Annotated in this window: 21 protein-coding genes; 12 read left to right on the top strand and 9 right to left on the bottom strand. The window is 63.7% G+C overall.

What is annotated here, in order from left to right:
• Nucleotides 1–4: 4 nt before the first annotated feature.
• The gene (locus Lysil_RS10030) at nucleotides 5–271 is read left to right on the top strand and encodes a formate dehydrogenase subunit delta (RefSeq protein WP_103075452.1); all 267 of its coding nucleotides are present in this window, start codon (nucleotides 5–7) and stop codon (nucleotides 269–271) included.
• Nucleotides 272–295: 24 nt separating this feature from the next.
• Here Lysil_RS10030 and Lysil_RS10025 read toward each other — a convergent pair whose 3' ends face one another.
• From Lysil_RS10025 to Lysil_RS10010, 4 genes are all read right to left on the bottom strand, one after another.
• Nucleotides 296–2,566, bottom strand: coding sequence for a thiamine pyrophosphate-dependent enzyme (locus tag Lysil_RS10025; RefSeq protein WP_103075451.1), 2,271 nt, complete (start codon nucleotides 2,564–2,566; stop codon nucleotides 296–298).
• An 18-nt stretch (nucleotides 2,567–2,584) separates the two neighbouring features.
• Nucleotides 2,585–3,166: a GNAT family N-acetyltransferase gene (locus Lysil_RS10020; RefSeq protein ID WP_103075450.1), complete on the bottom strand. Its 582-nt coding sequence runs from the start codon at nucleotides 3,164–3,166 to the stop codon at nucleotides 2,585–2,587.
• 25 nt (nucleotides 3,167–3,191) lie between these two features.
• Nucleotides 3,192–4,361, bottom strand: a complete 1,170-nt coding sequence (locus Lysil_RS10015; protein ID WP_103075449.1) for an acyl-CoA dehydrogenase family protein — start codon at nucleotides 4,359–4,361, stop codon at nucleotides 3,192–3,194.
• Nucleotides 4,362–4,478: 117 nt separating this feature from the next.
• Entirely contained in the window at nucleotides 4,479–5,306 is an 828-nt protein-coding gene (locus Lysil_RS10010; RefSeq protein ID WP_103075448.1) for a glycine zipper 2TM domain-containing protein, read from the bottom strand.
• 193 nt (nucleotides 5,307–5,499) lie between these two features.
• On the opposite strand from Lysil_RS10010, the gene Lysil_RS10005 reads away from it, so the two are divergent.
• Together Lysil_RS10005 and Lysil_RS10000 are read left to right on the top strand one after the other, a co-directional pair.
• The gene (locus tag Lysil_RS10005; RefSeq protein ID WP_103075447.1) at nucleotides 5,500–5,745 is read left to right on the top strand and encodes a DUF6116 family protein; all 246 of its coding nucleotides are present in this window, start codon (nucleotides 5,500–5,502) and stop codon (nucleotides 5,743–5,745) included.
• 6 nt (nucleotides 5,746–5,751) lie between these two features.
• Entirely contained in the window at nucleotides 5,752–6,525 is a 774-nt protein-coding gene (locus Lysil_RS10000) for a TatD family hydrolase (RefSeq protein ID WP_103075446.1), read from the top strand.
• A 222-nt stretch (nucleotides 6,526–6,747) separates the two neighbouring features.
• On the opposite strand, the gene Lysil_RS09995 is transcribed toward Lysil_RS10000, so the two are convergent.
• A complete protein-coding gene (locus Lysil_RS09995) occupies nucleotides 6,748–7,539 on the bottom strand; it encodes a tRNA threonylcarbamoyladenosine dehydratase (RefSeq protein WP_103075445.1) in 792 nt (263 codons plus the stop codon).
• A 65-nt stretch (nucleotides 7,540–7,604) separates the two neighbouring features.
• Here Lysil_RS09995 and Lysil_RS09990 point away from each other — a divergent pair, with 65 nt between their 5' ends.
• Together Lysil_RS09990 and Lysil_RS09985 are read left to right on the top strand one after the other, a co-directional pair.
• Nucleotides 7,605–8,048: a cytochrome c gene (locus Lysil_RS09990; protein WP_103075444.1), complete on the top strand. Its 444-nt coding sequence runs from the start codon at nucleotides 7,605–7,607 to the stop codon at nucleotides 8,046–8,048.
• A 138-nt stretch (nucleotides 8,049–8,186) separates the two neighbouring features.
• Nucleotides 8,187–8,702, top strand: coding sequence for a glycine zipper 2TM domain-containing protein (locus Lysil_RS09985; RefSeq protein ID WP_103076014.1), 516 nt, complete (start codon nucleotides 8,187–8,189; stop codon nucleotides 8,700–8,702).
• 80 nt (nucleotides 8,703–8,782) lie between these two features.
• On the opposite strand, the gene Lysil_RS09980 is transcribed toward Lysil_RS09985, so the two are convergent.
• Complete coding sequence (locus tag Lysil_RS09980) at nucleotides 8,783–8,992, bottom strand: cold-shock protein (RefSeq protein WP_103075443.1); 210 nt, start codon at nucleotides 8,990–8,992, stop codon at nucleotides 8,783–8,785.
• Nucleotides 8,993–9,202: 210 nt separating this feature from the next.
• Here Lysil_RS09980 and Lysil_RS09975 point away from each other — a divergent pair, with 210 nt between their 5' ends.
• From Lysil_RS09975 to Lysil_RS09965, 3 genes are read left to right on the top strand one after another with little or no spacing between them, the layout of a single operon-like run.
• Nucleotides 9,203–9,712, top strand: a complete 510-nt coding sequence (locus Lysil_RS09975; protein WP_103076013.1) for a DUF456 domain-containing protein — start codon at nucleotides 9,203–9,205, stop codon at nucleotides 9,710–9,712.
• Between the two features lie 50 nt (nucleotides 9,713–9,762).
• Nucleotides 9,763–11,034 carry a mechanosensitive ion channel family protein gene (locus Lysil_RS09970; protein ID WP_165782464.1) on the top strand — a complete coding sequence of 424 codons (1,272 nt, stop codon included), beginning with the start codon at nucleotides 9,763–9,765 and terminating at the stop codon, nucleotides 11,032–11,034.
• Nucleotides 11,031–12,155, top strand: coding sequence for a phospholipase A (locus tag Lysil_RS09965; RefSeq protein ID WP_103075441.1), 1,125 nt, complete (start codon nucleotides 11,031–11,033; stop codon nucleotides 12,153–12,155). Before Lysil_RS09970 ends, Lysil_RS09965 begins: the two co-directional genes overlap by 4 nt.
• Before the next feature lie 12 nt (nucleotides 12,156–12,167).
• Here the strand turns inward: Lysil_RS09965 and Lysil_RS09960 are convergent, their stop codons facing one another.
• From Lysil_RS09960 to Lysil_RS09950, 3 genes are all read right to left on the bottom strand, one after another.
• On the bottom strand, nucleotides 12,168–12,554 hold the full coding sequence (locus tag Lysil_RS09960) for a VOC family protein (RefSeq protein ID WP_103075440.1): 387 nt from the start codon (nucleotides 12,552–12,554) through the stop codon (nucleotides 12,168–12,170).
• 29 nt (nucleotides 12,555–12,583) lie between these two features.
• A complete protein-coding gene (locus tag Lysil_RS09955) occupies nucleotides 12,584–14,137 on the bottom strand; it encodes a fumarate hydratase (RefSeq protein ID WP_103075439.1) in 1,554 nt (517 codons plus the stop codon).
• A gap of 108 nt (nucleotides 14,138–14,245) precedes the next feature.
• Nucleotides 14,246–17,494: a TonB-dependent receptor gene (locus Lysil_RS09950; RefSeq protein WP_103075438.1), complete on the bottom strand. Its 3,249-nt coding sequence runs from the start codon at nucleotides 17,492–17,494 to the stop codon at nucleotides 14,246–14,248.
• Between the two features lie 254 nt (nucleotides 17,495–17,748).
• Between Lysil_RS09950 and Lysil_RS09945 the strand changes: the two genes are divergently transcribed.
• From Lysil_RS09945 to Lysil_RS09930, 4 genes are all read left to right on the top strand, one after another.
• Nucleotides 17,749–18,282 (top strand): SRPBCC family protein, encoded by a 534-nt coding sequence (locus tag Lysil_RS09945; RefSeq protein ID WP_103075437.1) that lies wholly within the window; start codon nucleotides 17,749–17,751, stop codon nucleotides 18,280–18,282.
• A gap of 78 nt (nucleotides 18,283–18,360) precedes the next feature.
• The gene (locus tag Lysil_RS09940) at nucleotides 18,361–20,214 is read left to right on the top strand and encodes an ABC transporter ATP-binding protein (RefSeq protein WP_103075436.1); all 1,854 of its coding nucleotides are present in this window, start codon (nucleotides 18,361–18,363) and stop codon (nucleotides 20,212–20,214) included.
• Between the two features lie 56 nt (nucleotides 20,215–20,270).
• Complete coding sequence (locus Lysil_RS09935; protein ID WP_103075435.1) at nucleotides 20,271–21,071, top strand: ferredoxin--NADP reductase; 801 nt, start codon at nucleotides 20,271–20,273, stop codon at nucleotides 21,069–21,071.
• A 40-nt stretch (nucleotides 21,072–21,111) separates the two neighbouring features.
• Nucleotides 21,112–23,286: a M3 family metallopeptidase gene (locus Lysil_RS09930; protein ID WP_103076012.1), complete on the top strand. Its 2,175-nt coding sequence runs from the start codon at nucleotides 21,112–21,114 to the stop codon at nucleotides 23,284–23,286.
• The last annotated feature ends 64 nt before the right edge of the window (nucleotides 23,287–23,350 follow it).

The following is a 23,350-nucleotide window of genomic DNA, read 5'->3' as shown; positions in this document are numbered from 1 at the left end:
CTGCATGAATCCTTCGGCACGCCTGGTCGAGATGGCCAACGACATCGCCGCCAACCTGGCCGCCTATCCCGAACACGCGGATGCGGTGAATACCATGGTCGTGCATCTGCAGCGCTTCTGGGAGCCGACGATGCGCGAGCGGATCGTGCAGTACCTGCAGGCCGGCGGCGATGACTTGTCGCCGCTGGCGCGCGACGCCATCGAAAACCTTTCGCACAGGTTGAACCAGACGCCGCCACCGACCAAGCGCGGTGTCAGCGACGCCGGCTGACGCTCCGCGCCGGCGGCGGATGCATCAAGCCAGCGAATCGGCGGCCGCGACGATGTCGTCATCCTTGGGGATGACGAGGAAGGCCGCGCCCGCCAGCGGCGTATAGGTATCGGCACCGACGATGCGCTGGATCGGCTTGCCGCCGTACCCGGCTTCGGTGATCGCGGTGATCACGCCTTCGCCGACACCGGCGCTGAAGCGTCCTTCGTCCACCACGATGATGCGATCGCACTCGCCGGCGTGTTTGGCGATGGCAGCGTGGTTCAGCGGCACCAGCCAGCGCAAGTCGACCACGCGCACCTTCCAGCCATGCTGCTTCTCGATTTCGCGGGCAGCGCGCAGGCTCATCGGCACGCCATTGCCGTAGGTGAAGATCACGCAGTCATTGGCATCGGGTTCGTAAACGCGTTCCTCGCCCACCACCAGTGCCTGATCCGGCGACGGATACGGCGTCAGCCACTGGCCATCACCCGGCTCGTAGAGATCCTTGGTCATGTACAGCGCGATCGGTTCGAGGAAGACGGTGACGCGACCATCGATCTTGGCCAGCGCCGCCAGCGTGCGCAGCATCATCGCCGCATCGTCTCCGCGCGACGGACAACCCACCACGATGCCAGGAATGTCGCGCAACGGCGTGATCGAATTGTCGTTGTGGAAATGGCCGCCGAAACCGCGCTGGTAACCGAGGCCGGCGATGCGCACCACCATCGGGTTGGCGAACTGGTTGTTGCTGAAAAACTGCAACGACGCCGCCTCGCCGCGGATCTGGTCGATGGCGTTGTGGAGATAGGCCAGGTACTGGATCTCGGGGATCGGCAGCATGCCCATGTTGGCGAAGCCTTGCGCCATGCCGAGGATCATCGTCTCGTCGAGTAGGGTGTTGAATACGCGACGATTGCCGAACGCCTTGTGCAGTCCCTTGGTGACGGTATAGACGCCGCCCTTCTGCGCCACGTCCTCGCCGAACAGCAGCGTTTCCGGATACTTGGCGAAGAGATCGTGCAGCGCGTTGTTGATCTGGATGGCGAGATGGCGCGGCGGCAATTTCTCCGGCAACTTGTCCTCGCTGCCGAACGCCTTGATGCGCGCATCCGGCAACGGCGGACGATGGGCTTCCGCCGCGACCTTGTCCGGCGTGTACGGTGCCAGCGGACGCATCACTTCTTCCAGCGTTTCGATGCGCGGGCGCGAGTCGGCGTCTTCGGCGGCGGCGAAACATTTCGCGCGCGTCTCCTCGTACAGTGCGAGGATCTCGTCCTTCGTCATCAGCCCCGATTCCAGCGCGATCGCCGCGCTGCGCAGCAACGGATCGCTCGCCTCGACTTTCACCAGCTCGTCGATGTTGCGCCATTCCAGCTCGAAGTCAGTGCCGGCGTGACCCATGATGCGGGTGGTGCGCAGGTGCAGGAAGGTCGGGCGGCGCGTGCTGCGGCAATGCTCGACCGCTCGCTGCACGTCGCCATAGCCGGCGGCGAGATCGAGGCCGTCGGCGGTGAAATAATCGAGATCGGGACGATTGCGGAAACTCTCGCCGATCCAGCCACCCGGCGTCTTCACCGAAATGCCGATGCCATTGTCCTCGCACACGAACAGCACCGGCGCCGGCAGCTTCTGGTAGGCCGTCCACGATGCCGCATTGAACGCCGTCTGCGCGGTGGCGTGATTGGCGGAGGCATCGCCGAACGAACAGATGGTGATGCTGTCGTCGGGAATCGGGAGTTGGTGACCGATGCGCCGCGCGGCTTCGATCGCGACCGCCGTGCCCAACGCTTTCGGCAGGTGCGATGCGATCGTCGATGTCTGCGGCAACACCCACAACGGCTTGCTGCCCCACACCTTGTGGCGTCCACCCGAGGCCGGATCTTCCGCGCTCGCGGCGAACGACAGTGCGGAATCCATGATCGGATCCATGCCGGGCAATTTGCGGAAGCGCTCGGCCATGAAACCACCGCTGCGATAGTGCAGGAACGCCGGATCGGTATGGCGCGTCGCGCGCGCCACCATCGCATTGCCTTCGTGGCCGCTGGAGCCGATGGTGTAGAAGACCTTGTTCTGCACGCGCAACACTCGCGCCATCAGGTCGAGATGACGCGACACCAGTTGCGATTCGAACAGTTCGCGGAAGCCGCGGGCATCGAGCGCGCTGCCATCGAGGATCGGTTCGTCCGCCGTCGGCCGCACATCCTTCTGGCCATCCCAGGCCTTGACGAATTCAGTGAAATTGACGTCGCAGACCTCGGCGCGATTGACGCCTTTCATGCGCGCGGGAACGGGATTGGGGATGGCGGCGAACATGCAGGGTTCTCGTGTGTGTCATCGCGGACGACGCGCGAACCATTCCTCGCGCGTCTGGGTCCAGATTTCGATGTGATGTGTATCGAGCGGCGGCGGATAGCTTCCGCGACCAATATTGCGCGCACCCAATCGTTGCGCGACTTTCTGCGACTCGGTATTCGCCGCATCGATCGACTGGATCACCGTGGTCCAGCCCAGCGTTTCGAATGCCCAATCGATCGCGGCGGTACAGGCTTCTGTCGCGTAGCCCTTGCCGCGGCCGTCGGCGTGGAAGGCATAGCCGACCTCGGTATCGGGCCAGCCATCGGGAAACCACGGGCCGGCCTGGCCCATGAACAATCCGGAAGCCTTCTCGATCACCGAAAACATCCCGTACCCCTGCGTGAACCACGCACCCGGCATCTGCAGGAAACGTCGCCACGCATCGCCGCGCACCAGCGGGCCACCGATGTGGTGCGTCGCCGGATCGGCGAACATCTCGGCGAAGCGCGGGTAATCGGCGAGCTCCGGCACGCGCAGGATCAGTCGTTCGCTTTCGATCCGCGGTGCGCCCTCGCGCAAGCGCGCAAACCAGTCGGCGTGTGCGGATGCTGCGTTCATGTGCGTGTCGCGATCTGGACAATGCTCAAAAGGCATTGATGCCGGTCAGTTCGCGCCCGACTACCAGCTGGTGCACCGTTTCCGTGCCCTCGTAGGTGATGACGGATTCGAGATTGAGCGCGTGGCGGATCGCCGCATGTTCGGTGGTGATGCCGGCGGCGCCGAGCAGCTCGCGGCACTCGCGCGCGATGTCGATCGCCATGCGGCAGTTGTTCCACTTCGCCAGCGACACCTGGGTCGGCTGCATCTTGCCGGCGTCCTTCAAGCGACCGAGTTGCAGCGACAACAACTGCGCCATGGTGATGCGCCGCGCCATGTCGGCCAGTTTCAATTGCGCCGATTGCGTGGCCGCGACCGGGCGATCGAACAGGATGCGGTCCTTGGAATAGTTCAGCGCTTCGTCGAGACAGGCGATCGCTGCGCCGATCGGTCCCCAGGTGATGCCGTAACGCGCCTGCGTCAGGCAGCCCAACGGTCCCTTCAGTCCCTTCACATTGGGCAGGCGACTGGAATCGGGCACGCGCAGATTGTCGAAGAACAGCGCCGAGGTCACCGACGCGCGCAGGCTCATCTTGTGCTTGATCGCCTGCGCGTCGAAACCCTTCATGCCCTTCTCGACGATGAAGCCCTGGATGCCGTCATCGGTCTGCGCCCAGACGATGGCGATATCGGCGATGTTGCCGTTGGTGATCCACATCTTGCCACCGTTGATCACCCAGTCGCCGCCGTCCTTCTTCGCGACCGTCTTCATGTTGGCGGGATCGGAACCGCCGTGCGATTCGGTCAGACCGAAGCAACCGATCACCTTGCCGGCGGCCATGTCGGGCAACCAACGCTTGCGCTGTTCCTCGCTGCCGTAGGCGTAGATCGGATACATGCACAGCGACGACTGCACGCTGGCGAAGCTGCGGATGCCGGAATCGCCGCGCTCCAGTTCCTGGCAGATCAGGCCGTAACTGACACCGCTCAAACCGGCGCAACCGTATTCCTCGGGCAGCGTGGCGCCGAGCAGGCCGAGCTCGGCCATTTCCGGGATCAGATGCGCGGGGAATTCGCCCTTGTCGAAGCAGTCGCCGATGATCGGCAGCACGCGCTCATCGGTGAAGCGTGCCACCGAGTCCTGCACTGCCCGTTCTTCCTCGGAAAGCAGGGAGCGGACGTCATAGAGATCGTAGGGATGCAGGGCTGCGGCCATGGGAACGGCACTCACTTTGTATCAGGAGGACGAAGCCGCCCATTGTACCGGCCCGCCCAAAGGGAACGGGAGCCTTGCGGCTCCCGTCGTTTCCTTGCGCCGAGTTGGCGGAGGCTCTTACAGGCGCGTCACCACCCGCCCATCCACCACCGGGAAGCGGTCCGTGGCCGGCCTCTGGTCGAGGCGAACCACCTTGTCCTTGCCTTCATAGCGATAGGTCACGTCGTAACCGTCGGTCTGGGTGCCGGTGCCGACCGCGATGCGCGAACCGGGGCGGCTGCCCATCCGCTGTTTGCCGACGCTGCCGTCCGGATTGCGATAGGTCACGTCATAACCGATCAGCTTGTTCTTGTAGCTGGTGTCGTTGACGGTGCTGCATTGACGATCCACACGCTGCACCGTGGCATTGGCATGGCGACGATTCTCGATGCGGTTGCCGGCGATGCCGCCGCCCACCGCGCCTGCCACGGTCGCCAGGTCACGGCCCTTGCCGCCACCGATCTGATGGCCGACCAAGCCACCAACCACCGCGCCGATCGCGGAACCGGCGACGTTGTGGGGATCGCGCGTCGGCGCCGGTTCGTTGACAACCACGTCACGGCAATCCTGGCGCGGCGTGTTCTGGGCGATCTTGTCGTTCACCGGCGTCACGTCGAGCACGGTCGCATAGCGGGTGCTCTTGCTGCTGACCTTCTGCACGCCGATGATCGGCGCGTAATCCGATGCATTGCTCGCCGCATCGCCATGCACGGCATTGCTGGCGCTGTCGGCCGCCGTCGGCTGCAGCGCTGTCGTGCCGGAAGCCGGTTGCGCTGTCGTTGCCGGCGTCGCGGCCGTAACCGGGGCCGCCGGCTGCGATGTCGCGGCGTGGTAAGCAGCCACGGCGCCGCCGCCCAGCAGCAGGCAACCCAGCCCAGCTCCGAGAACCTTGTTGTCGATGTTCATGAATCATCTCCTGTGGCGGCCCATCCGCCGTGCTCTACGTCACCATCTAACAGCATTTCACCTGAACGCAACGACGATTTCGCCGTCCGATGTCTGACGACAGGATAAACATGCAGTGCCCATTCAGTTTGCATCACGCGATCGCGCAATCGACCTGATACGGTGACGCCATTCCGCCTTGTGGATCCGACCGATGCGCCATTTTCTGTTCGCCCCATTCCTGAAGTGGCTGGGCCGACTCAGCCATCCCAAATTGTTCATCGTCGCCGGATTGCTTGCGGTCCTGCACATCGCCATGCCTGATCCGATCTGGCCGATCGACGAGGCCTTCCTGGGCGTCGTGGCACTGATCCTCGCCAAGTGGAAGAAAAAGGACCCGGGCGGCAAGAGTTCCGGCGATGCACAACCGCCGATCGAAGGCAGCGCCACCCGCCGCTGATCGCCCGTGCAGCTGTTCGATTCGCACAGCCACATCGACGTCGATGCCTTCGACGCCGATCGTGACGCGGTGATGGCGCGCGCCCGCGACGCCGGCATCATCGGGCAACTGGTGCCGGCGATCGCAGCAGCCGGTTGGCCGCATTTGCGCGAGGTCTGCGTGGCGTTCCCGCACGAGCTGTATCCGGCCTACGGCATGCACCCGATGTTCCTCGACGAACATCGCCCCGAACATCTCGAACAGTTGCGTCATTGGTTGAGTGATGAGCGCTGCGTGGCCGTCGGCGAAATCGGGCTGGACTACTTCATCGAGACGCTGGATCGCGGGACTCAGCAATTCTATTTCGATGCCCAGTTGCGACTGGCGCGCGAATTCGATCTGCCGGTGATCGTGCACGCACGGCGCGCGGTCGATGCGACGATCGCCAGCCTGAAGAAGGTCGGCGGCCTGCGCGGCATCATCCACAGCTTCGGCGGTAGCACGGAACAGGCGCGGCAGTTGTGGCAAATGGGTTTCCTGCTCGGCATCGGCGGACCGGTCACCTACCCGCGCGCGCAACGCCTGCGCGAACTGGTCGCCACCATGCCGCTGGAACAGTTGGTGCTGGAAACCGATTCTCCCGACCAACCGGATGCGCAATGGCGTGGCCAGCGCAACGAGCCGGCGCGACTCACGGCGATCCTCGCGACCGTTGCCGAATTGCGCGATGAGTCATCGGAAGTGATCGCTGCCGCGACGACGGCGAATGCGATGGGGTTGCTGAAATTATCGCGGAGTTGATGCGAGAGCGTATCGCCCGGCTGAGCGCCTGCGTCGGTTGTGGCGGCTTTCAAGTCTCTGGGAAGCAACAACACGCGCGCGGCAAGTGGGTGCGCCAGTCCGATGCGCGGGCATACGAGGCATGGATGCCGAGTCGAGCCTACATGAACGTATTCACGGCGTCCCGCGCATTGGGTCTGCCGCCCACGCCAGCCAGCGCGTGCCTTGAACCCGCGAAGACGCTCAACCAGCGCGCGTCTTCAACAACATCTCCAACGCCTTCCCCACCGCCGCGAACGCGAACGTGCCGGTGATGTGCGTGGCCGCGCCAAGTCCCGCACCACAATCGAGCTTCAATGCATCGTCCTTGCCGAGCTGCGGCCGCATCCCACACACGCTGCCATCCGCCTGCGGATAACGCACGTTCTCCAGCGAATACACCGCCGGCACGCCAAAGTAGCGCGCGTGATTCTTCGGGAAATTGAACTCGCCGCGCAGCTTCTTGCGGATCAGCGACAACATCGCGTCGTGTTCCGTCCGCGACAGATCGCGCACCCGGATCTGCGTCGGATCGCTGCGTCCACCCGCCGCACCAACGGTGATGATCGGTTGCTTGCGACGCCGGCACCACGCGATCAATTCGACCTTCGCCCGGAAACTGTCACAGGCGTCCAACACCAGGTCGAAACCGTCGCCCAGCAACTCCTGCATGTTCGATGGCGTCAGGAACGACTGCACCGCATCGATGCGGATATCGGGGCGGATCGCGCGGCAGCGCTCGGCCATCGCCTCGACCTTGGCGCGGCCGTAGGCGCCTTCGAGCGCCGGCAACTGGCGATTGGTGTTGGACACGCAGAGATCATCGGCATCGATCAGCGCCATGTGGCCGATGCCGCTGCGCGCGAACGCCTCCACCGCCCACGAACCGACGCCGCCGATCCCGACCACCGCGATGCGGGCCGCATCCAGCCGCTGCAGTGCATCACGTCCGTAGAGGCGGTCGATGCCGCCGAATCGTTCCCGCAAATCGCTCATACGCACAGTGTACGGATCGCCATGCTAAGGTTCAGCCACTTCAACTCAGGTCAAGGATGCGGTCGATGTCCACCCCTGCCCCGGATGCGCCCAAGAGTGGCTCCGCAAGCAAGCGTTATTTCTTCCTGTGGCTGGTCGGGTTGCTCATGGGCATCATCGCCACCGTGATGATCATCCGCATGTGGCCGAAGCACGATCCCTTCCCGCACGCGCTGATGCACGTGCAGGCGCACCACATGGACGCGCTGAAGGAGAACCTGAAGACGAACCGCTGCGCCGCGACCGATACCATCCCCCACCTGCAAACCCTGCGCCGCACCGCCGACGACCTGGAAGCGGCCTTCCCCGATCTGGCGAAGGACGATCGCTTCACCAAACATGCCAGCGACTTCCGCAAGGTGCTGGACGCATCGCTGGCGTCGCCGCCGATGAACTGCGAAGGCGTGAAGCAGACGCTGGCGATGATCAGCGACCAGTGCAAGGCCTGCCACGACGACTTCAACAAATGACCCCGTGAAGCCGCCTGCACGGCGGTGAACGCAGGCTGACGGGAACGGCGCTGCGGCGCCGTTTTTCGTGACGGTTTCCAGCCCATTCATCAACTCGTCCACATGATCGACCACGCCCTCATCCATCTGGAGTTCGACATGAAGCTGCGCAATGCAATGCTTGCCACCGCTGCCGCGATGACGCTTGGCGCCTGCGCCACCACCGGCCCCGGCAATGGCTACGGCGGCGGTTATGGCAATGGTGGCTACAACAATGGCAACGGTGGTTACAACAACAATGGCGGCTACAACAACGGCTATTGCGCCGACTGCGGCGTGGTCACGCGCATCGACATGAACGGCAACGGCAGCAGCGCGCCAAACCCGACGGGCGCCATCATCGGCGGCGTGGTGGGTGCGGTGGCGGGTCGCGAGATCGCCGATCAGAACTCCCGCAGCCAGAGCAAGCGCAACGTGGCGACGGTCGCCGGCGCCGCGGCGGGTGCATTGGTCGGCAACGCGATCCAGCAGAACCGCGCACAGGGCCAGGGCCAGTACCTGCTGACGGTGCGCATGGACGATGGCCGCGTCGTCACGGTATCGCAGTCCGACGTCAACAACATCCAGGAAGGATCGCCGGTACGCGTGTACAACGGCCGTGCCTGGGCGCGTTGATCAGCGGCATCATCCACGCCAGGATCATTCACAAAAAAAGGCCCGCTCGCGCGGGCCTTTTCCTTGCAGCGTCGGATTGCTTACGCGGCTTCGACAGCGTCGGCCTGCAGGCCCTTCTGGCCCTGGACGACGGTGAAGCTGACGCGCTGGCCTTCTTTCAGGCTCTTGAAACCGGGCATCTGGATGGCGCGGAAGTGCACAAACACGTCCTCACCATTTTCGCGGCTGATAAAGCCAAAGCCCTTGGCATCGTTGAACCATTTGACGGTTCCAACTTCGCGGTTCGACATCGGTGTTGCTCCTTGTAACGTTTATTAGCGAGTAATGCTGGTCGCAAGGAGGAACGGGCAACGATGGACAAATCACACGATCTGGCGCACCGGCGGGCCACGATTCACGGTGACCCTTGAAACTCAGCAAGCGCACGGTAACTCCGCTAGTGTTAAAAATCAATCATATTCTTGACATTGGCGCAAAATCGGTCTCCAAACTCCATGAATATCGACAATTCTTTTGTTTTTCAGTTGCTTGCGGCGATACTGGTGCTGGCAGGCCTGATTGGAGTGATGTTGCCGGTCCTTCCGGGGCTGCCACTGGTGTTCGCCGGACTGCTGCTTTCGGCCTGGGCGGACGGTTTCCAGCACGTCGGAGCAGTCCGGCTGACCCTCCTCGCCCTGCTCACCCTGGCCTCGCTCGGGATCGATTTCTGGGCCGCTGCGCATGGCGCCAAGCGGGTCGGCGCCAGCCGCACGGCGCTGATTGGCGCAACCCTCGGCATGCTGATTGGCGCCTTCGTGTTCCCCCCGTTCGGGTTCTTCCTCGGTCCATTCGTCGGCGCGCTGGCTGGGGAATTGCTGCATCGGCGCAGCCTCACCCAGGCGGATCTCGGCGCGGCGACGCGCATCGGCGTCGGCACCTGGCTGGGCATCGCGCTGGGCGTCGCGCTCAAACTCGCCATCGCCGGATTGATGCTGGGACTGTTCGCATCGGGATGGCTGTTCAACCACTGATCCAGCACGGATGTCGCGGTTCAAGCGATTGCCGGCACAATGAGCGGATGATGATCGATCGCCTTCGCACCCTCGCCTTCCTGCTGGCCACCACCTTCGCCGCCATGGCGCCGGCGCTTGCGCAACCGGTTCCCGACGACGCCACCATCCAGCGCAAACTGGCGCATCAACTGCAGGCGCGCGAAGACCTGAAGCAGGTCTCGGCGCAGGTGACGGGCGGCGTCGCGACCCTCAACGGCCAGGTGGTGGACACGCCGCAACGGCAGGCCGCGGCGGAAATCGCCACCAGCGTCGATGGCGTCCGCCAGGTCAACAACCAGATCATGCTGGACCCCGACCTGCCGGTGCGCATTCGCGCCGCCGTCGACGAACTCAAGGGCAAGCTGGTGCGGCTGGTGGTCAATCTGCCGCTGCTGGTGCTCGCGATCCTGGTGATCATGTTCTCCGTGTGGCTGGGTGGATTCATCAGCCGGCGGATGCAATTGGTCAAGCGCCTCAGCAGGCACAACCCCTACATGGATGGCCTGGTCCGCAATATCGTCAAGACGCTGGTGGTGTTGAGCGGCGTGCTGATCGCGCTCAACCTGCTGGGCGCGACGTCACTGGTGGGCGCGGTGCTGGGATCGGCCGGTGTGGTCGGGCTGGCACTCGGCTTCGCCTTCAAGGACATCGCCGAGAACTACATCTCCGGCATCCTGCTGTCGTTCCGGCAACCGTTCTCCCCCGGCGACCTGGTGCGGATCGACAGCAGCGAAGGCCGCGTGGTGGCGCTGACGTCGCGCGTCACCGTGCTGATGACCGCCGACGGCTTGAACCTGCAATTGCCGAATGCGCTGGTGTTCAAATCGGTGATCACCAACTACACGCGCAACTCACGCCGTCGCTTCGATTTCATCACCAACGTCAGCACCAGCAGTTCCTGGAACGACGCGATGGACCTCGGCATCGGCGCGATCCGCGGCGTCGCGGGCGTGCTTGCCGATCCGGCCCCGAGCGCGTGGATCCGCGATCTCTCCGACAGCGGCGCGACCATCCAGTTCGCCGGCTGGATCGACCAGGCCAACAACGACTTGGCGAAGACCCGCAGTGAAGCGATGCGGATGGTCCGTCGCACCTTGCGCGGAGCCGGCATCCTGCCGCCAAGTTCGGTGCAACAGATCCAGTTGGTCCGGAGCGATGGCGACGCGCATCCGCCACCGGTGGCCCAGGAAGTCCAGGAGAAACGCGACACCTCGGTCGATCGCGAGATGGACGCATCGGTGCAGGAGGCGCGCGCCGAGGAGATCGGCAGCAACTTGCTCAACCAGGCGCCACCGAAATGACGGCACGCCTGCCCGCCCTCGCCGTCGTGGCCTTGGCGACCACGCTGGCACACGCGCCAGCACGCGCACAGGCTGCGGCGCAAGCGGACATCACCGCATGCATGGCGATCGAAACCGACAAGGAACGCCTCGCTTGCTACGACGCAGCGACGAAACGCGACACCCCCACGCCCGCAGCTGCCGATGCCGCCGCAACGCAGGCGAAACAGCAGGAGGCCGCGCGCGCTGCGGAGCGCGCGGCACAACCGCATAGCGACCTGTATGCCTCGGAAACCGACGACGCGACCGCGATCGCCAATTCCGGCAAGGGCTCCCTGCTCGATCGTCGCTGGGAATTGGCGAAGGATTCCAAACTCGGCACCTGGAATTTCCGCGCCTACAAGCCGGTCTACCTGTTGCCGGTGTTCTGGACCAACGATGCCAACACCATGCCGCATTCGCCCAATCCGAACAACACGGTGACCACGCCGCAGCCCCTGCAGAACATCGAAGCGAAGTTCCAGCTCAGCTTCAAGACCAAGGCGATCGAGAACCTGTTCGGCGACAACGGCGACGTGTGGATGGGTTATACCCAGAGTTCGCGCTGGCAGGTCTACAACTCGGGCGACTCGCGGCCGTTCCGCGAAACCAATTACGAACCCGAAGTGCTGCTGGTGTTCCGCACCAACTACGCCATCGGCGGATGGAAGGGCCGGCTGGCGGGAATCGGCGTCACCCACCAGTCCAACGGCCGCGCCGATCCGCTATCGCGCAGCTGGAACCGGGTGATGACGAACATCGGCTTCGATCGCGACAACTGGTCGCTGATGTTGCGACCATGGTTCCGCATTCCCGAAAGCCGCGCCAAGGACGACAACCCCGATATCGAGGATTACATGGGCCGCGGCGACATGACCCTGGTGCACACGGTCGGTCGCAACGAGTTCTCGCTCACCGCGCGTCATTCGTTGCGCGGCGGCGATCGCTCGCACGGCGCGCTGCAGTTCGACTGGGGCTTCCCGATCACGCGCCAGCTGCGCGGCCATTTCCAGCTGTTCGACGGCTATGGCGAAAGCATGATCGACTACAACCACCGCGCGGCCTACATCGGCCTCGGCGTGTCGTTGCTGGAGTGGTATTGATCAGGCATCGCGCTAAGGACTGATTCGGTGGAAGCCGCATAGCTTGTTGCCGGAAGGATCGCGCAGATAGGCCAGATACAGCACGCGCCCCTCGGTGGCGTGGCGGACTCCGGGCGGATCCTCGATGCTGGTGCCACCATGGGCAATGCCGGCGGCATGCCAGGCATCGACGGCTGCCGGTGATGCACCCAGGAACCCGATCGTGCTGCCGTTGCCGTGCGTTGCCGGCTGACCGTCGAGCGGTTTGGTGATCAGCAAGCGACCACCACCGTGGTGATAGACCAGTCGCCCCTTCGCATCGATCACGCCTGCCTGAGCGCCCAGCACGCCAAGGATGGCGTCATAGAATTCTTTCGTGGCATCGATGTCGTTGGCACCAAGCGTGATATGGCTGAACATTCAATTGCTCCTTATGCGATAGCGGCGAGTCATGCGACGACGACCGGAATCCTGCCGATCTTCGCCTGCCATTCCTTCGGGCCGGTCTGGTGGACCGAGCTGCCGCGGCTGTCGACCGCGACGGTGACCGGCATGTCCTCGACTTCGAATTCGTAGATCGCTTCCATGCCGAGGTCCTCGAACGCGAGCACGCGCGCGGCCTTGATCGCCTTCGAGACGAGATAGGCCGAGCCGCCGACCGCCATCAGGTAGACCGCGCCGTTGTCGCGGATGGCATCGATCGCGGCGGGACCACGCTCGGCCTTGCCGACCATGCCGATCAGGCCGGTCTGCTCCAGCAATTGACGGGTGAATTTGTCCATGCGCGTGGCGGTAGTGGGACCGGCGGGACCGACCACTTCATCGCGCACCGGATCGACCGGGCCGACGTAGTAGATGAAGCGGCCGTTGAGATCGACCGGCAAGGTTTCACCCTTGTTGAGCATGTCGACCATGCGCTTGTGGGCGGCATCGCGCCCGGTGAGCAGCTTGCCGTTGAGCAGCAGCGTCTCGCCCGGCTGCCACGTCGCGATCTCTTCCTTCGTCACCGTATCGAGATTCACCTTGCGACCCTTGCTGGCGTCGTAAACGATCTGCGGCCAATCGGAGAACGATGGTGGATCGAGCGTCACTGGTCCGCTGCCATCGAGGGTGAAGTGCGCGTGGCGTGTCGCCGCACAATTCGGGATCATCGCCACCGGCAGGTTGGCGGCGTGGGTCGGATAGTCCTTGACCTTGACGTCGAGCACGGTGGTGAGCCCACCCAGGCCTTGCGCGCCGATACCGAGCGCGTTGACCTTGTCGTACAACTCGAGGCGCAGTTCCTCGGCGCGATTGGATGCACCACGCGCCTGCAGGTCGGTGATGTCGATCGCTTCCATCAGTGACTCCTTCGCCAGCAGCATCGCCTTTTCCGCGGTGCCGCCGATGCCGATGCCGAGCATGCCCGGCGGGCACCAGCCGGCGCCCATGGTCGGCACCGTCTTCAACACCCAGTCGACGATGGAATCGGAGGGATTGAGCATCGCGAACTTCGATTTCGCTTCGGAACCACCGCCCTTGGCCGCGACGATCACCTCCACCGTGTTGCCGGGCACGACGCTGACGTTCACCACCGCCGGCGTGTTGTCGCCGGTGTTGCTGCGCTTGCCGGCGGGATCGGCCAGCACCGAGGCGCGCAACTTGTTGTCGGGATCGTTGTAGGCGCGGCGCACGCCTTCGTTGGCCATGTCCTCGACGCCCATGGTGGCGTCATCCCAACGCACGTCCATGCCGATCTTCAGGAACACGGTGACGATGCCGGTGTCCTGGCAGATCGGGCGGTGGCCTTCGTAGCACATGCGCGAATTCACCAGGATCTGCGCCATCGCGTCTTTCGCGGCCGGCGATTCCTCGCGCGCGTAGGCGGCAGTCAGGCCGCGGATGTAGTCGGCCGGATGGAAATAGCTGATGTACTGCAGCGCATCGGCGACCGACTGGATCAGGTCGGCCTGGCGGATGGAAACCGGGCCGGATGCGCGGGAAGCAGAGGATTCGGCGCTCAAGGGGAAGCTCGTGGGGAGGAACGAGCCCGATATTTTACGGGATACGCAAAAAGAACCGGGGGTAGTCGCCCGCCCCCGGTTCGTGTCACTGCGATTGGCGCCGTCCGATCAGAACGTGTAACGCACCGTCGCCATCAGCGACCAGCGCGAAACCACGCGGCTGGGATCGTAGAAGCCGCCGTCATACACCTGCAGCGCCTGCGGCGCGTAGTTGCCGTTCTTGTCGGTCGGCAACGAATACAGGTACTGGCCCTGGGCATTCACGCCGGCGTAGTTGACCAGCGTGCGCGCCGGATAGGTACCGACGGTCGAGGTCTGCCCCCAGTGCTTGTTGAGCAGGTTCAGCAGATTGTGCAAGTCGAGACGGAACTCGCCCTTGTTGCCCTTGAAGATGCCCGGCAATTCCTGGGTGAAGCCGAAGTCCAGCGTGTTGCTCCACGGCGCATGCGCGCCATTGCGATCGGCGATCTGGCCACGGTGCGTGGCGAGGTAATAATCGCCGGCAAGGTAGTCCTGGAACTGGCTGATGGCCTTGGCGCTGGTGCCAGCGGCGTAGGCGACCTTGGGATCGTTCACGCCCGGAATGTAGGCCGGATCCCAACCGGCAACGCTGTCGCCGTTGGCATCATTGCCAAACACCCAGGTGTACGGATTGCCGCTGCGGCCGGAATAGAACAGCGACGCCTGCGTGCGGTAGTTGCCGAAGAATTTATGCTCCCAGTTCAACGCCAGCTTGACCGTACGCGGGATGTTGTAGTTCGACACGGTGGCGATGTCGCTGTTGGGATTGGTGCGGGCGTTGCGGCGGTAGCCGTCGAACGCAACCGTGTCGGCACCCGGATCGACTTCCGTGGCGTGGCTCAGCGTGTAGCTGAAGCTGCCGGAGAAGCCGTGCGACAGCGGCTTGGTGAGTGCCAGCGTCAGGCTGTCCGACTTGCCCTTGTGGGTGTTGCCGAGCAGCGTCGACGCCGTGTTGTACGCACGATTCTGGTTGTACAGCGCGTCGGAGCCGGCAGGCGCCTTGCCCGGCGCGAGATTCGGGTTCCAGTACGACAGGCGCCCATCGGGCAGCGTGCCGGTCGGCGCGCCGAAATTGACAGCTTGGTAGAGGACGCCGTTTTGCACCTGGATATGCAGGTATTCCGCAGAGGCGACCAGGCCCCACACCGGCGTTTCACGATCGATCGCCAGGCTGGCCTTCCACACCGTCGGCAGCTTGAAGTTGGGATCGATCACATCGATCGAACCGGCGGGATTGCTGCCTGTCGGGATCGGCTGGTTCATCGGATCGGCGCTGAACGGTGCCGTGGCCGGAGCGAACGAGGTGTAGCTCGCCAACGTGACGCCGTTGTTCTGGTACGGATTGGTCATCCACACCGTCGGCGGCGAAGTCTGGAACAAGCCGACGCCACCACGCAGCTGTGTCTGGTACTTGGTGTTGAAGGTGTAGTTGAACGAGAAGCGCGGCTCGATCACGTAATTCTTCGCGCCCACCGTCGTGTTGTTGGCATAGCCGAAGGTGTTCGCGAAATTGGCGTTGTACACCGGCTTGGCCGAGGCGCGCGGAACGTCGACGCGAACGCCGTACTGCATCGACAGGCGATCGTTGACTTGCCAGGTGTCCTGGATGAACGGGCTCAGCTGGCTGTATGTCCATGCGCCCGCGATGTCATTGAGCGCATACCCCGGCGCCGGGTGGTACAGGTCGTAACGCTGGTATTGCGCGTTGGCGAAATTGGCCAGGCCATAGAAGCTGTACACGCCGAATTCGGCCTGCCCGAACATGTTGTAGATCTTGTTGCGCTGGTAGTCGAAACCGCCCTTGATCGCATGGCTGCCCACGGTATAGGTGCCGGCCGCGAACAGGGTGAACTTGCGCGTGTCGATGTGGTTGTAGTGGCGATAACGTTCCTCGCCCAGGTTCACCGTCGGGCCCTTGCCAGCCGGATCGAGGTTGACCGACACCGCCGGCTGCTGCCATGGCGCGGTGGTGTCCTGCACGAAATGCTGCAGGCCGATCTTGGTTTCGGTGGTGAAGCTGTCGGTCCAGTCATCGAACAGGTGCACCACGTAGTTGTCGGTGGTGATCGCCTTGGTATAGGTGTAGCTGGTCAGGCCGACACTGTTGGGGCCGTTGCCGCCCACTGCGGGCTGCAGGTTCTTGTTGCGCTGCAGGGCCAGGCTGACGCGATGGTTGTTGTTGATGTTCCAGTCGAACTTGGCGAGGTAGCGCTTGTCGTCATAGGCCAGTGCCGAAGCGCCGCCGAACACGCCCGGCTTCAGGCCGAGCTTCGTGGCGATATCGATCACTTTCTGCAGATCGCCCGGCGACACCTTGCCGCTGGTCGACGCGCCTTGTCCGAGGCTGGGATCGAGACCGTTGAGGGAATCGGCGCCGATGCCGGAGGTCTTCTCATGCTCGGCCGAGAGGAAGAAGAACAGCTTGTCCTCGATGATCGGGCCGCCGAAAGTGAAGCCGTACACACGATCGCGATCGAAGCCGGTGTACTTGTAGCCGCGCGTGTCCGGCTGCAACCAGCCGGCCTTGCCCATCAGCTTGCCGGAATCGCGATAGGAGTAGTAGAGCGAACCGTGGTACTGGTTGCCGCCCGACTTGGTCACCGCATTGACATCGGCGCCGACGGAATCGGAGATCACGTCGTAATTCGACGGCGAGATGTTGTACGCGGCGATGGTTTCCGCCGAGATCGGCGACTTCAGGTACGGCAGGCCGTTGGCATTGAGGCCGAACGGATCGGACTGCGACACGCCGTCCACGCTGACGCTGTTGTAGCGGTTGTTCATCCCCGCGATCGAGATCGTGCCAAGGCCCGGGTCGAGCACGTTGACGCGCGGATCGAGGCGCGCCACGTCATCGATGGAACGGTTGCCCTGCGGCGTGTCGTGCAACTGGCGCGTCGACACCACGGTCGAAAGCCCCTTGTTGTCGGGCTTGAAGATCTGTGCCAGCTTCGAGCCGGTCACCGTGACCGTCCCGAGTTCGCTGCCAGCCGCGGCATTGAGGTTGAAATTGACCGGGGTGGTCTGGCCGAGTTGCAGGAACACGCCTTCCTGGTCCGCAGTGCCCGCGCCGGACTTCACCTTGATGTCGAACGGTCCGCCCACGCGCAAGCCTTGCGCGCCGAAGCGGCCTTCACCATCGGTGCTGACTTCCTTCACCGTGCCCGTGGGTTCATGGGTGATGGTGATGGTGGCGCCCGCGACAGGCTTGCCGCTGGCATCGAGCACGCGACCGGCCACCGCCGAGGTGGTGACGTTCTGGGCCAGCAGCGGCGTTGCCGCCAGCAGTGCCGCGATGGAAAGTGACAGACGGGCAGCCCGCAGACTGTGTGCCATGGATTCGATTCCTTAGTGAAAAACAAATGGGAAACCTGGCTGCGAACGTGACCCGCGCAGCCCAAGCTGGACGAGACATTGCATGGCCATTTCGACAAGCGTGTGACGGGCGCCCGCCGATATTCCCCCGGACGGGGCGCCTGCACAGGATAAAGGAAATCGCCACCGGGACGGGAATTTCGGCCTGCCGCATGAGTCCTCGACGTGCCATCATCGCCGCACGACCGATGGGAATGGATCCCGGGGAGACCGCAATGTTCAAGAAAATCGTGATCGTGCTGGTGGTGGTGATCGCCGCGTTCCTGGCCTATGCCGCTACGCGCCCTGCCACCTTCGAAGTCAGCCGCAGCACCGTGATCGCCGCACCGCCCCAGCGCGTGTACGACTTGATCAACGACTTCCACAATTTTCCACAATGGTCGCCGTGGCAGAAGCTCGATCCCGCCATGCAAGTGACGTATTCCGGCCCGCAGAACGGCGTCGGTTCCAGCTACGCGTGGTCGGGCAACAAGCAGGCCGGCAAAGGCTCGATGAAGATCACCGAGGCGACGGCGCCGGGCAAAATCAAGATGGACCTCGATTTCATCGAACCCTTCGCCGCCAGCAATACCGTCGATTTCGTGCTGGCACCGGAAGGCAGCGGCACCCGCGTGACGTGGACGATGCGCGGCCACAGCAACTTCATGGTCAAGGTGATGAGCATGTTCGTGTCGATGGACCAGACGATCGGCCCCGATTTCGAGCGCGGACTGGCCAATCTCAAGACCGTGGCGGAAACTGCGCATTGACGAGCGCGTGCATCGTTGCGGGCGGTGATCATGGATGTGCTCACCGCCGAATGACCTGCTGACCGGCAGACTGCGACGATGGCGCCGCCCCTGCCCCCGGTCGATCTGTCGTTGCGCGAACGCTTCAAGGCGTTGCGCAACCTGCCGCCGTTCCTGCGCGACATCTGGGCCACCAGTCGCCCGCTGACGCTCGCCAATATCGTGTTGCGGTTGATCCGCGCGGTGCTGCCGGTCGCCCTGCTCTATGTCGGCAAGCTGATCATCGACGAAGCGGTGCACCTGTCGCGCCTGCAGGTGCCGCATTGGCTGGTCGATGCCTGGCACTCCGGCCTGCTCGATCACTTCGCGCTGCTGCTGGCGCTGGAACTCGCGATCGCGGTGCTGTCGGATCTGCTGGGGCGCCTGGTCGGCTACGTCGATGGCCTGCTCTCCGATCTGTTCACCAACCGCATCGGCGCGCGCCTGATGGAGCATGCGGCGACGCTGGATCTGGAGGATTTCGAGGACCCCGACCTGCAGGATCGCCTGCAACGCGCGCGCATCCAGACCATGGGCCGGATGAACCTGATGGGCCAGTTGTTCGGGCAGGCGCAGGATGCCATCACCGTCCTCACCTTCGCCGCCGGACTGGTCGCCTATGCGCCGTGGCTGATGGCGCTGCTGGCGTTGGCGCTGGTGCCGGCCTTCATCGGCGAATCGCACTTCAACACGCTCGGCTACACGCTCAACACGATGTGGACGACCGAGCGCCGCGAACTGGAATACCTCAAGCAACTCGGATCGAGCGTGGAAAGCGCGAAAGAGGTCAAGATCTTCGACCTCAACCGTTTCCTGATCGAGCGTTTCCGCACGCTCTCCGACAAGTTCTACCTGGCCAACAAACGCCTCGCTGCACGCCGCGCGTTCTGGGGCACGATCCTGACCGCACTCGGCAGCATCGCCTACTACAGCGCCTACGGTTACATCGCCTGGCGCACGGTGCGCGGCGACTTCACCATCGGCGACCTGACGTTTCTCTCCGGCAGCTTCCTGCGCCTGCGCAGCCTGCTGGAATCGTTGCTGTCGGGATTCGCGCAGGTGGCGAACCAGTCGCTCTATCTCGACGATCTGTATTCCTTCTTCCGCATCCAGCCGGAAATCACCAGCAAGCCCGGCGCGTTGCCGGTGCCGCATCCGATCCGCGACGGCTTCGTGTTCGAGAACGTCGGCTTCCGCTACGACGGCTCCGAACGCTGGGCGTTGCGTGGTTTGTCATTCCAGTTGCATGCCGGCGAAGTGCTGGCACTGGTCGGCGAGAACGGCGCTGGCAAGACCACGCTGGTGAAGCTGCTGGCGCGACTCTACGATCCCGATGAGGGACGGATCCTGCTCGATGGCATCGACCTCAAGGATTACGACCTCGACGACCTGCGCGCGAACATTGGTGTGATCTTCCAGGACTTCGTGCGCTACCACCTCAGTGCCGGCGAGAACATCGGCGTCGGCCAGATCGATGCCTTGCGCGACCGCGCGCGGATCGTCGAAGCGGCGCGCCGCGGCATGGCCACCGAAGTGATCGAAGCATTGCCGAACGGCTACGACCAATTGGTGGGACGGCGCTGGAAAACCGGCGTCGACCTCAGCGGCGGCCAGTGGCAGAAGATCGCGATCGCGCGCGCCTACATGCGCGATGCCCAGGTCATCATCCTCGACGAACCGACCGCCGCGCTGGACGCCCGCGCCGAATTCGAGGTGTTCGAGCGCTTCAAGGAATTGGGCGCGGGCCGCACCGCGGTGCTGATTTCCCACCGTTTCAGCAGCGTGCGCATGGCCGACCGCATCTTGGTGCTGGCCGACGGCAAGGTCGAGGCGCAGGGCAGCCATGCGGAACTGATGGCGCAGGGCGGCCGCTACGCCGAATTGTTCGAATTGCAGGCCGCCGGCTACCGCTGAACGCAGCGAAACCCCATCGGCCTTAAAATGGCGGGCTTGCCCCTGCCGTGGTCCGAATGTCCAACCCGCTGCCCCATTTCACTGAAACCGTGCTCGATGTCCATCACTGGACCGATGCCTATTTCAGTTTCACCACCACCCGCGACCCCGGCCTGCGCTTCGAGAACGGCCAGTTCGTGATGATCGGGCTGCCGGGCGAAGGCAAGCCGCTCGTGCGCGCCTATTCCGTCGCCAGCGCCAACTGGGCGGAAACGCTGCACTTCTTCAGTATCAAGGTGGAGGACGGCCCGCTCACCTCGAAGCTGCAACACCTCAAACCCGGCGATCCGCTGCTGGTCAGCCGCAAGCCGACCGGCACGCTGCTGATCAGCGACCTCAATCCCGGGCGCAACCTCTATCTGCTCGGCACCGGCACCGGCCTCGCGCCGTGGTTGTCGGTGGCCCAGGACCCGGAAACCTACGAACGTTTCGAGCGCGTGATCGTCTGCCACGGCGTGCGCAGCGCGGACGATCTCGCCTACCGGGAGTTCTTCGAACACGCATTGCCGAACCATGAATTGCTGGGCGAATTGGTCCGCAACAAGCTGCTGTACTTCCCGGCGGTGTCGCGCGAACCCTTTGAGTATCGCGGCCAGGATCACCACGGCCGCATTACCGACATGCTCGCCGATGGCCGTATCGCGCAGTCGCTCGGCATCGAAGCGCTCGATCCGGCGCATGACCGCGCGATGATCTGCGGCAGCCCGTCGATGCTGGCCGATTTCCGCACCTTGCTGGATGCACGCGGCTTCAAGGTCTCGCCGAAGATCGGCCAGGCCGGCGACTACGTGTTCGAACGCGCCTTCGTCGAAAAATGATTCTCTCCGCCTGATCCCAAAGGGGAAACGCTCCATGCCCATGCCCTCCCGCACCCCGCTTGCCGCAGCACTCGCCATCACCCTGCTGTTCGGCGCCACGTTCGATCATCCGGCCAATGCCGCCGCGAAACCCGGAACTTCCATGCCCGCCAACAGCACCAACCCGTTCTTCAGCAGCAGTCCGCTCGAATTCGGCTATCCGCAATTCGACAAGATCAAGGCCGGCGATTTCGCCCCCGCCTTCGACCGCGGCATGGCCGAGCAGAAGAAGGAAGTGGAAGCGATCGCCAACAACAAGGCCGCGCCGACCTTCGACAACACCATCCTGGCGATGGAGAAAAGCGGGCGCATCCTCTCGCGCGCGACCTACGTGTTCTCCAACCTGACAGCCGCCAACACCAACGCCGATCTCGACAAACTCGACGCCGAGTATTCGCCGAAGTTCGCCGCGCATCGCGACAGCACCTATCTCAACGGCAAGCTGTTCCAGCGCATCAAGACGCTGTACGACCACCGCGCCACGCTGGGGCTGGACGCGCAGGGCACGCGCCTGGTCGAACGCTATTACGAGGACTTCAAGCACGCCGGCGCCGACCTGACGGCGCAGCAGAAGGAACGCGTCAAGGCGATCAACGCCGAGATCGCCGGCCTGCAGACCAAGCTGACGCAAAACGTGCTGGCCGAAGCCAATGCCTCGGCGGTGCTGGTCGATTCGCGCGCGGAACTCGCCGGCCTCAGCGACGAACAGATCCAGGGCCTGGCCGACGATGCCAAGGCGAAGGGCATGCCCGGCAAATACCGGATCGCACTGGTCAACACCACCGGCCAGCCGCTCGAAGCGCAGTTGGAAAACCGCGCGTTACGCGAAAAAATCCACAACGCCTCGATCATCCGCGGCAGCCGCGGCGGCGAGTGGGACAACACCGCGCCGATTTCGCGTCTGATGAAGCTGCGCGCCGAACGCGCCGCGATCATGGGCTATCCGGATTACGCCTCGTTCGCGCTGGCCGATGAAACCGCGAAGAACCCGCAGGCGGTGAACGCGATGCTCGACAAGATCGCTCCGATCGCCGTCGCCAATGCCCGCAAGGAAGGCGCGGTGCTGCAGGCGATGATCGACAAGGAACAGAAGGCCAAGGGCCAGCCGACCTTCAAGCTGGAACCGTGGGACTGGGCGTTCTACACCGAGAAGGTGCGGAAGGCCCAATACGACTACGACGAAAACCAGATCAAGCCCTATCTCGATTTCAACAACGTGCTCAACAACGGCGTGTTCTTCGCCGCCAACAAACTGTACGGCCTGACGTTCAAGCGCCGCACCGATCTTCCGGTCTACCAGGAAGACGTGCAGACCTATGACGTCTTCAACGAGGACGGCAGCAAGCTCGCGATCATCATCGTCGATCCCTATGCGCGCGGCTCCAAGCAGGGCGGCGCGTGGATGAGCTCCTACGCCGACCAGGCCGACCTGCTCGGCACCAAGCCGGTGATCGCGTTCCACCTCAACGTCACCAAGCCGACCGCGGGCAAGCCGTCGCTGATGACCTGGGATGACGTCAACGGCGCCTTCCACGAGTTCGGCCACGTGCTGCACGGGATGTTCTCGAACGTGAAGTATCCGTACTTCTCCGGCACCAACGTGCCGCGCGACTTCGTCGAATATCCGTCGCAGGTCAACGAGATGTGGATGGACGATCCGACCGTGCTCGCCAACTATGCGAAGCACTGGCAGACGGGAGAACCGCTGCCGAAGGCCTTGCTCGACAAGGTGATGGCCGCGTCGAAGTTCAATGAGGGCTTCAAGACCACGGAATACCTCGGCGCCGCGATGCTCGACCAGAAGTGGCACCAGATCCCGGCATCGGCGGTGCCGGATGCATCGGGCGTGATGGCCTACGAGGCGAAATCGCTGAAGGACATCGGCCTCGACTACGCGCCGGTGCCGCCGCGTTACCGCACCCCGTATTTCAAGCACATCATGGAAGGCTACGCCGCCGGCTACTACGCCTACATCTGGTCGGAAGTGCTGGACGCCGATACCGCGAAATGGATCCGCGACCACGGTGGCCTGACCCGCGCCAATGGCGATCGTTTCCGTTCGATGTTGCTGTCGCGCGGCGGCAGCGTCGACGCGATGGAATTGTTCGAGAAATTCTACGGCGGCAAGCCGGACATCCAGCCGTTGCTGGAGCGTCGTGGATTGACGAGCAAGTAGCGCTCGCTGCAAGGTTCTGCACAACGAAAGCGCCGGCATTGCCGGCGCTGTTCGTTTCAACGCT

Source organism: Solilutibacter silvestris (assembly GCF_002895945.1).
Lineage (GTDB): Bacteria > Pseudomonadota > Gammaproteobacteria > Xanthomonadales > Xanthomonadaceae > Solilutibacter > Solilutibacter silvestris.
Note: the sequence above shows the minus strand (reverse complement) of the source record. Positions and strands in the feature narration are given on the sequence as shown.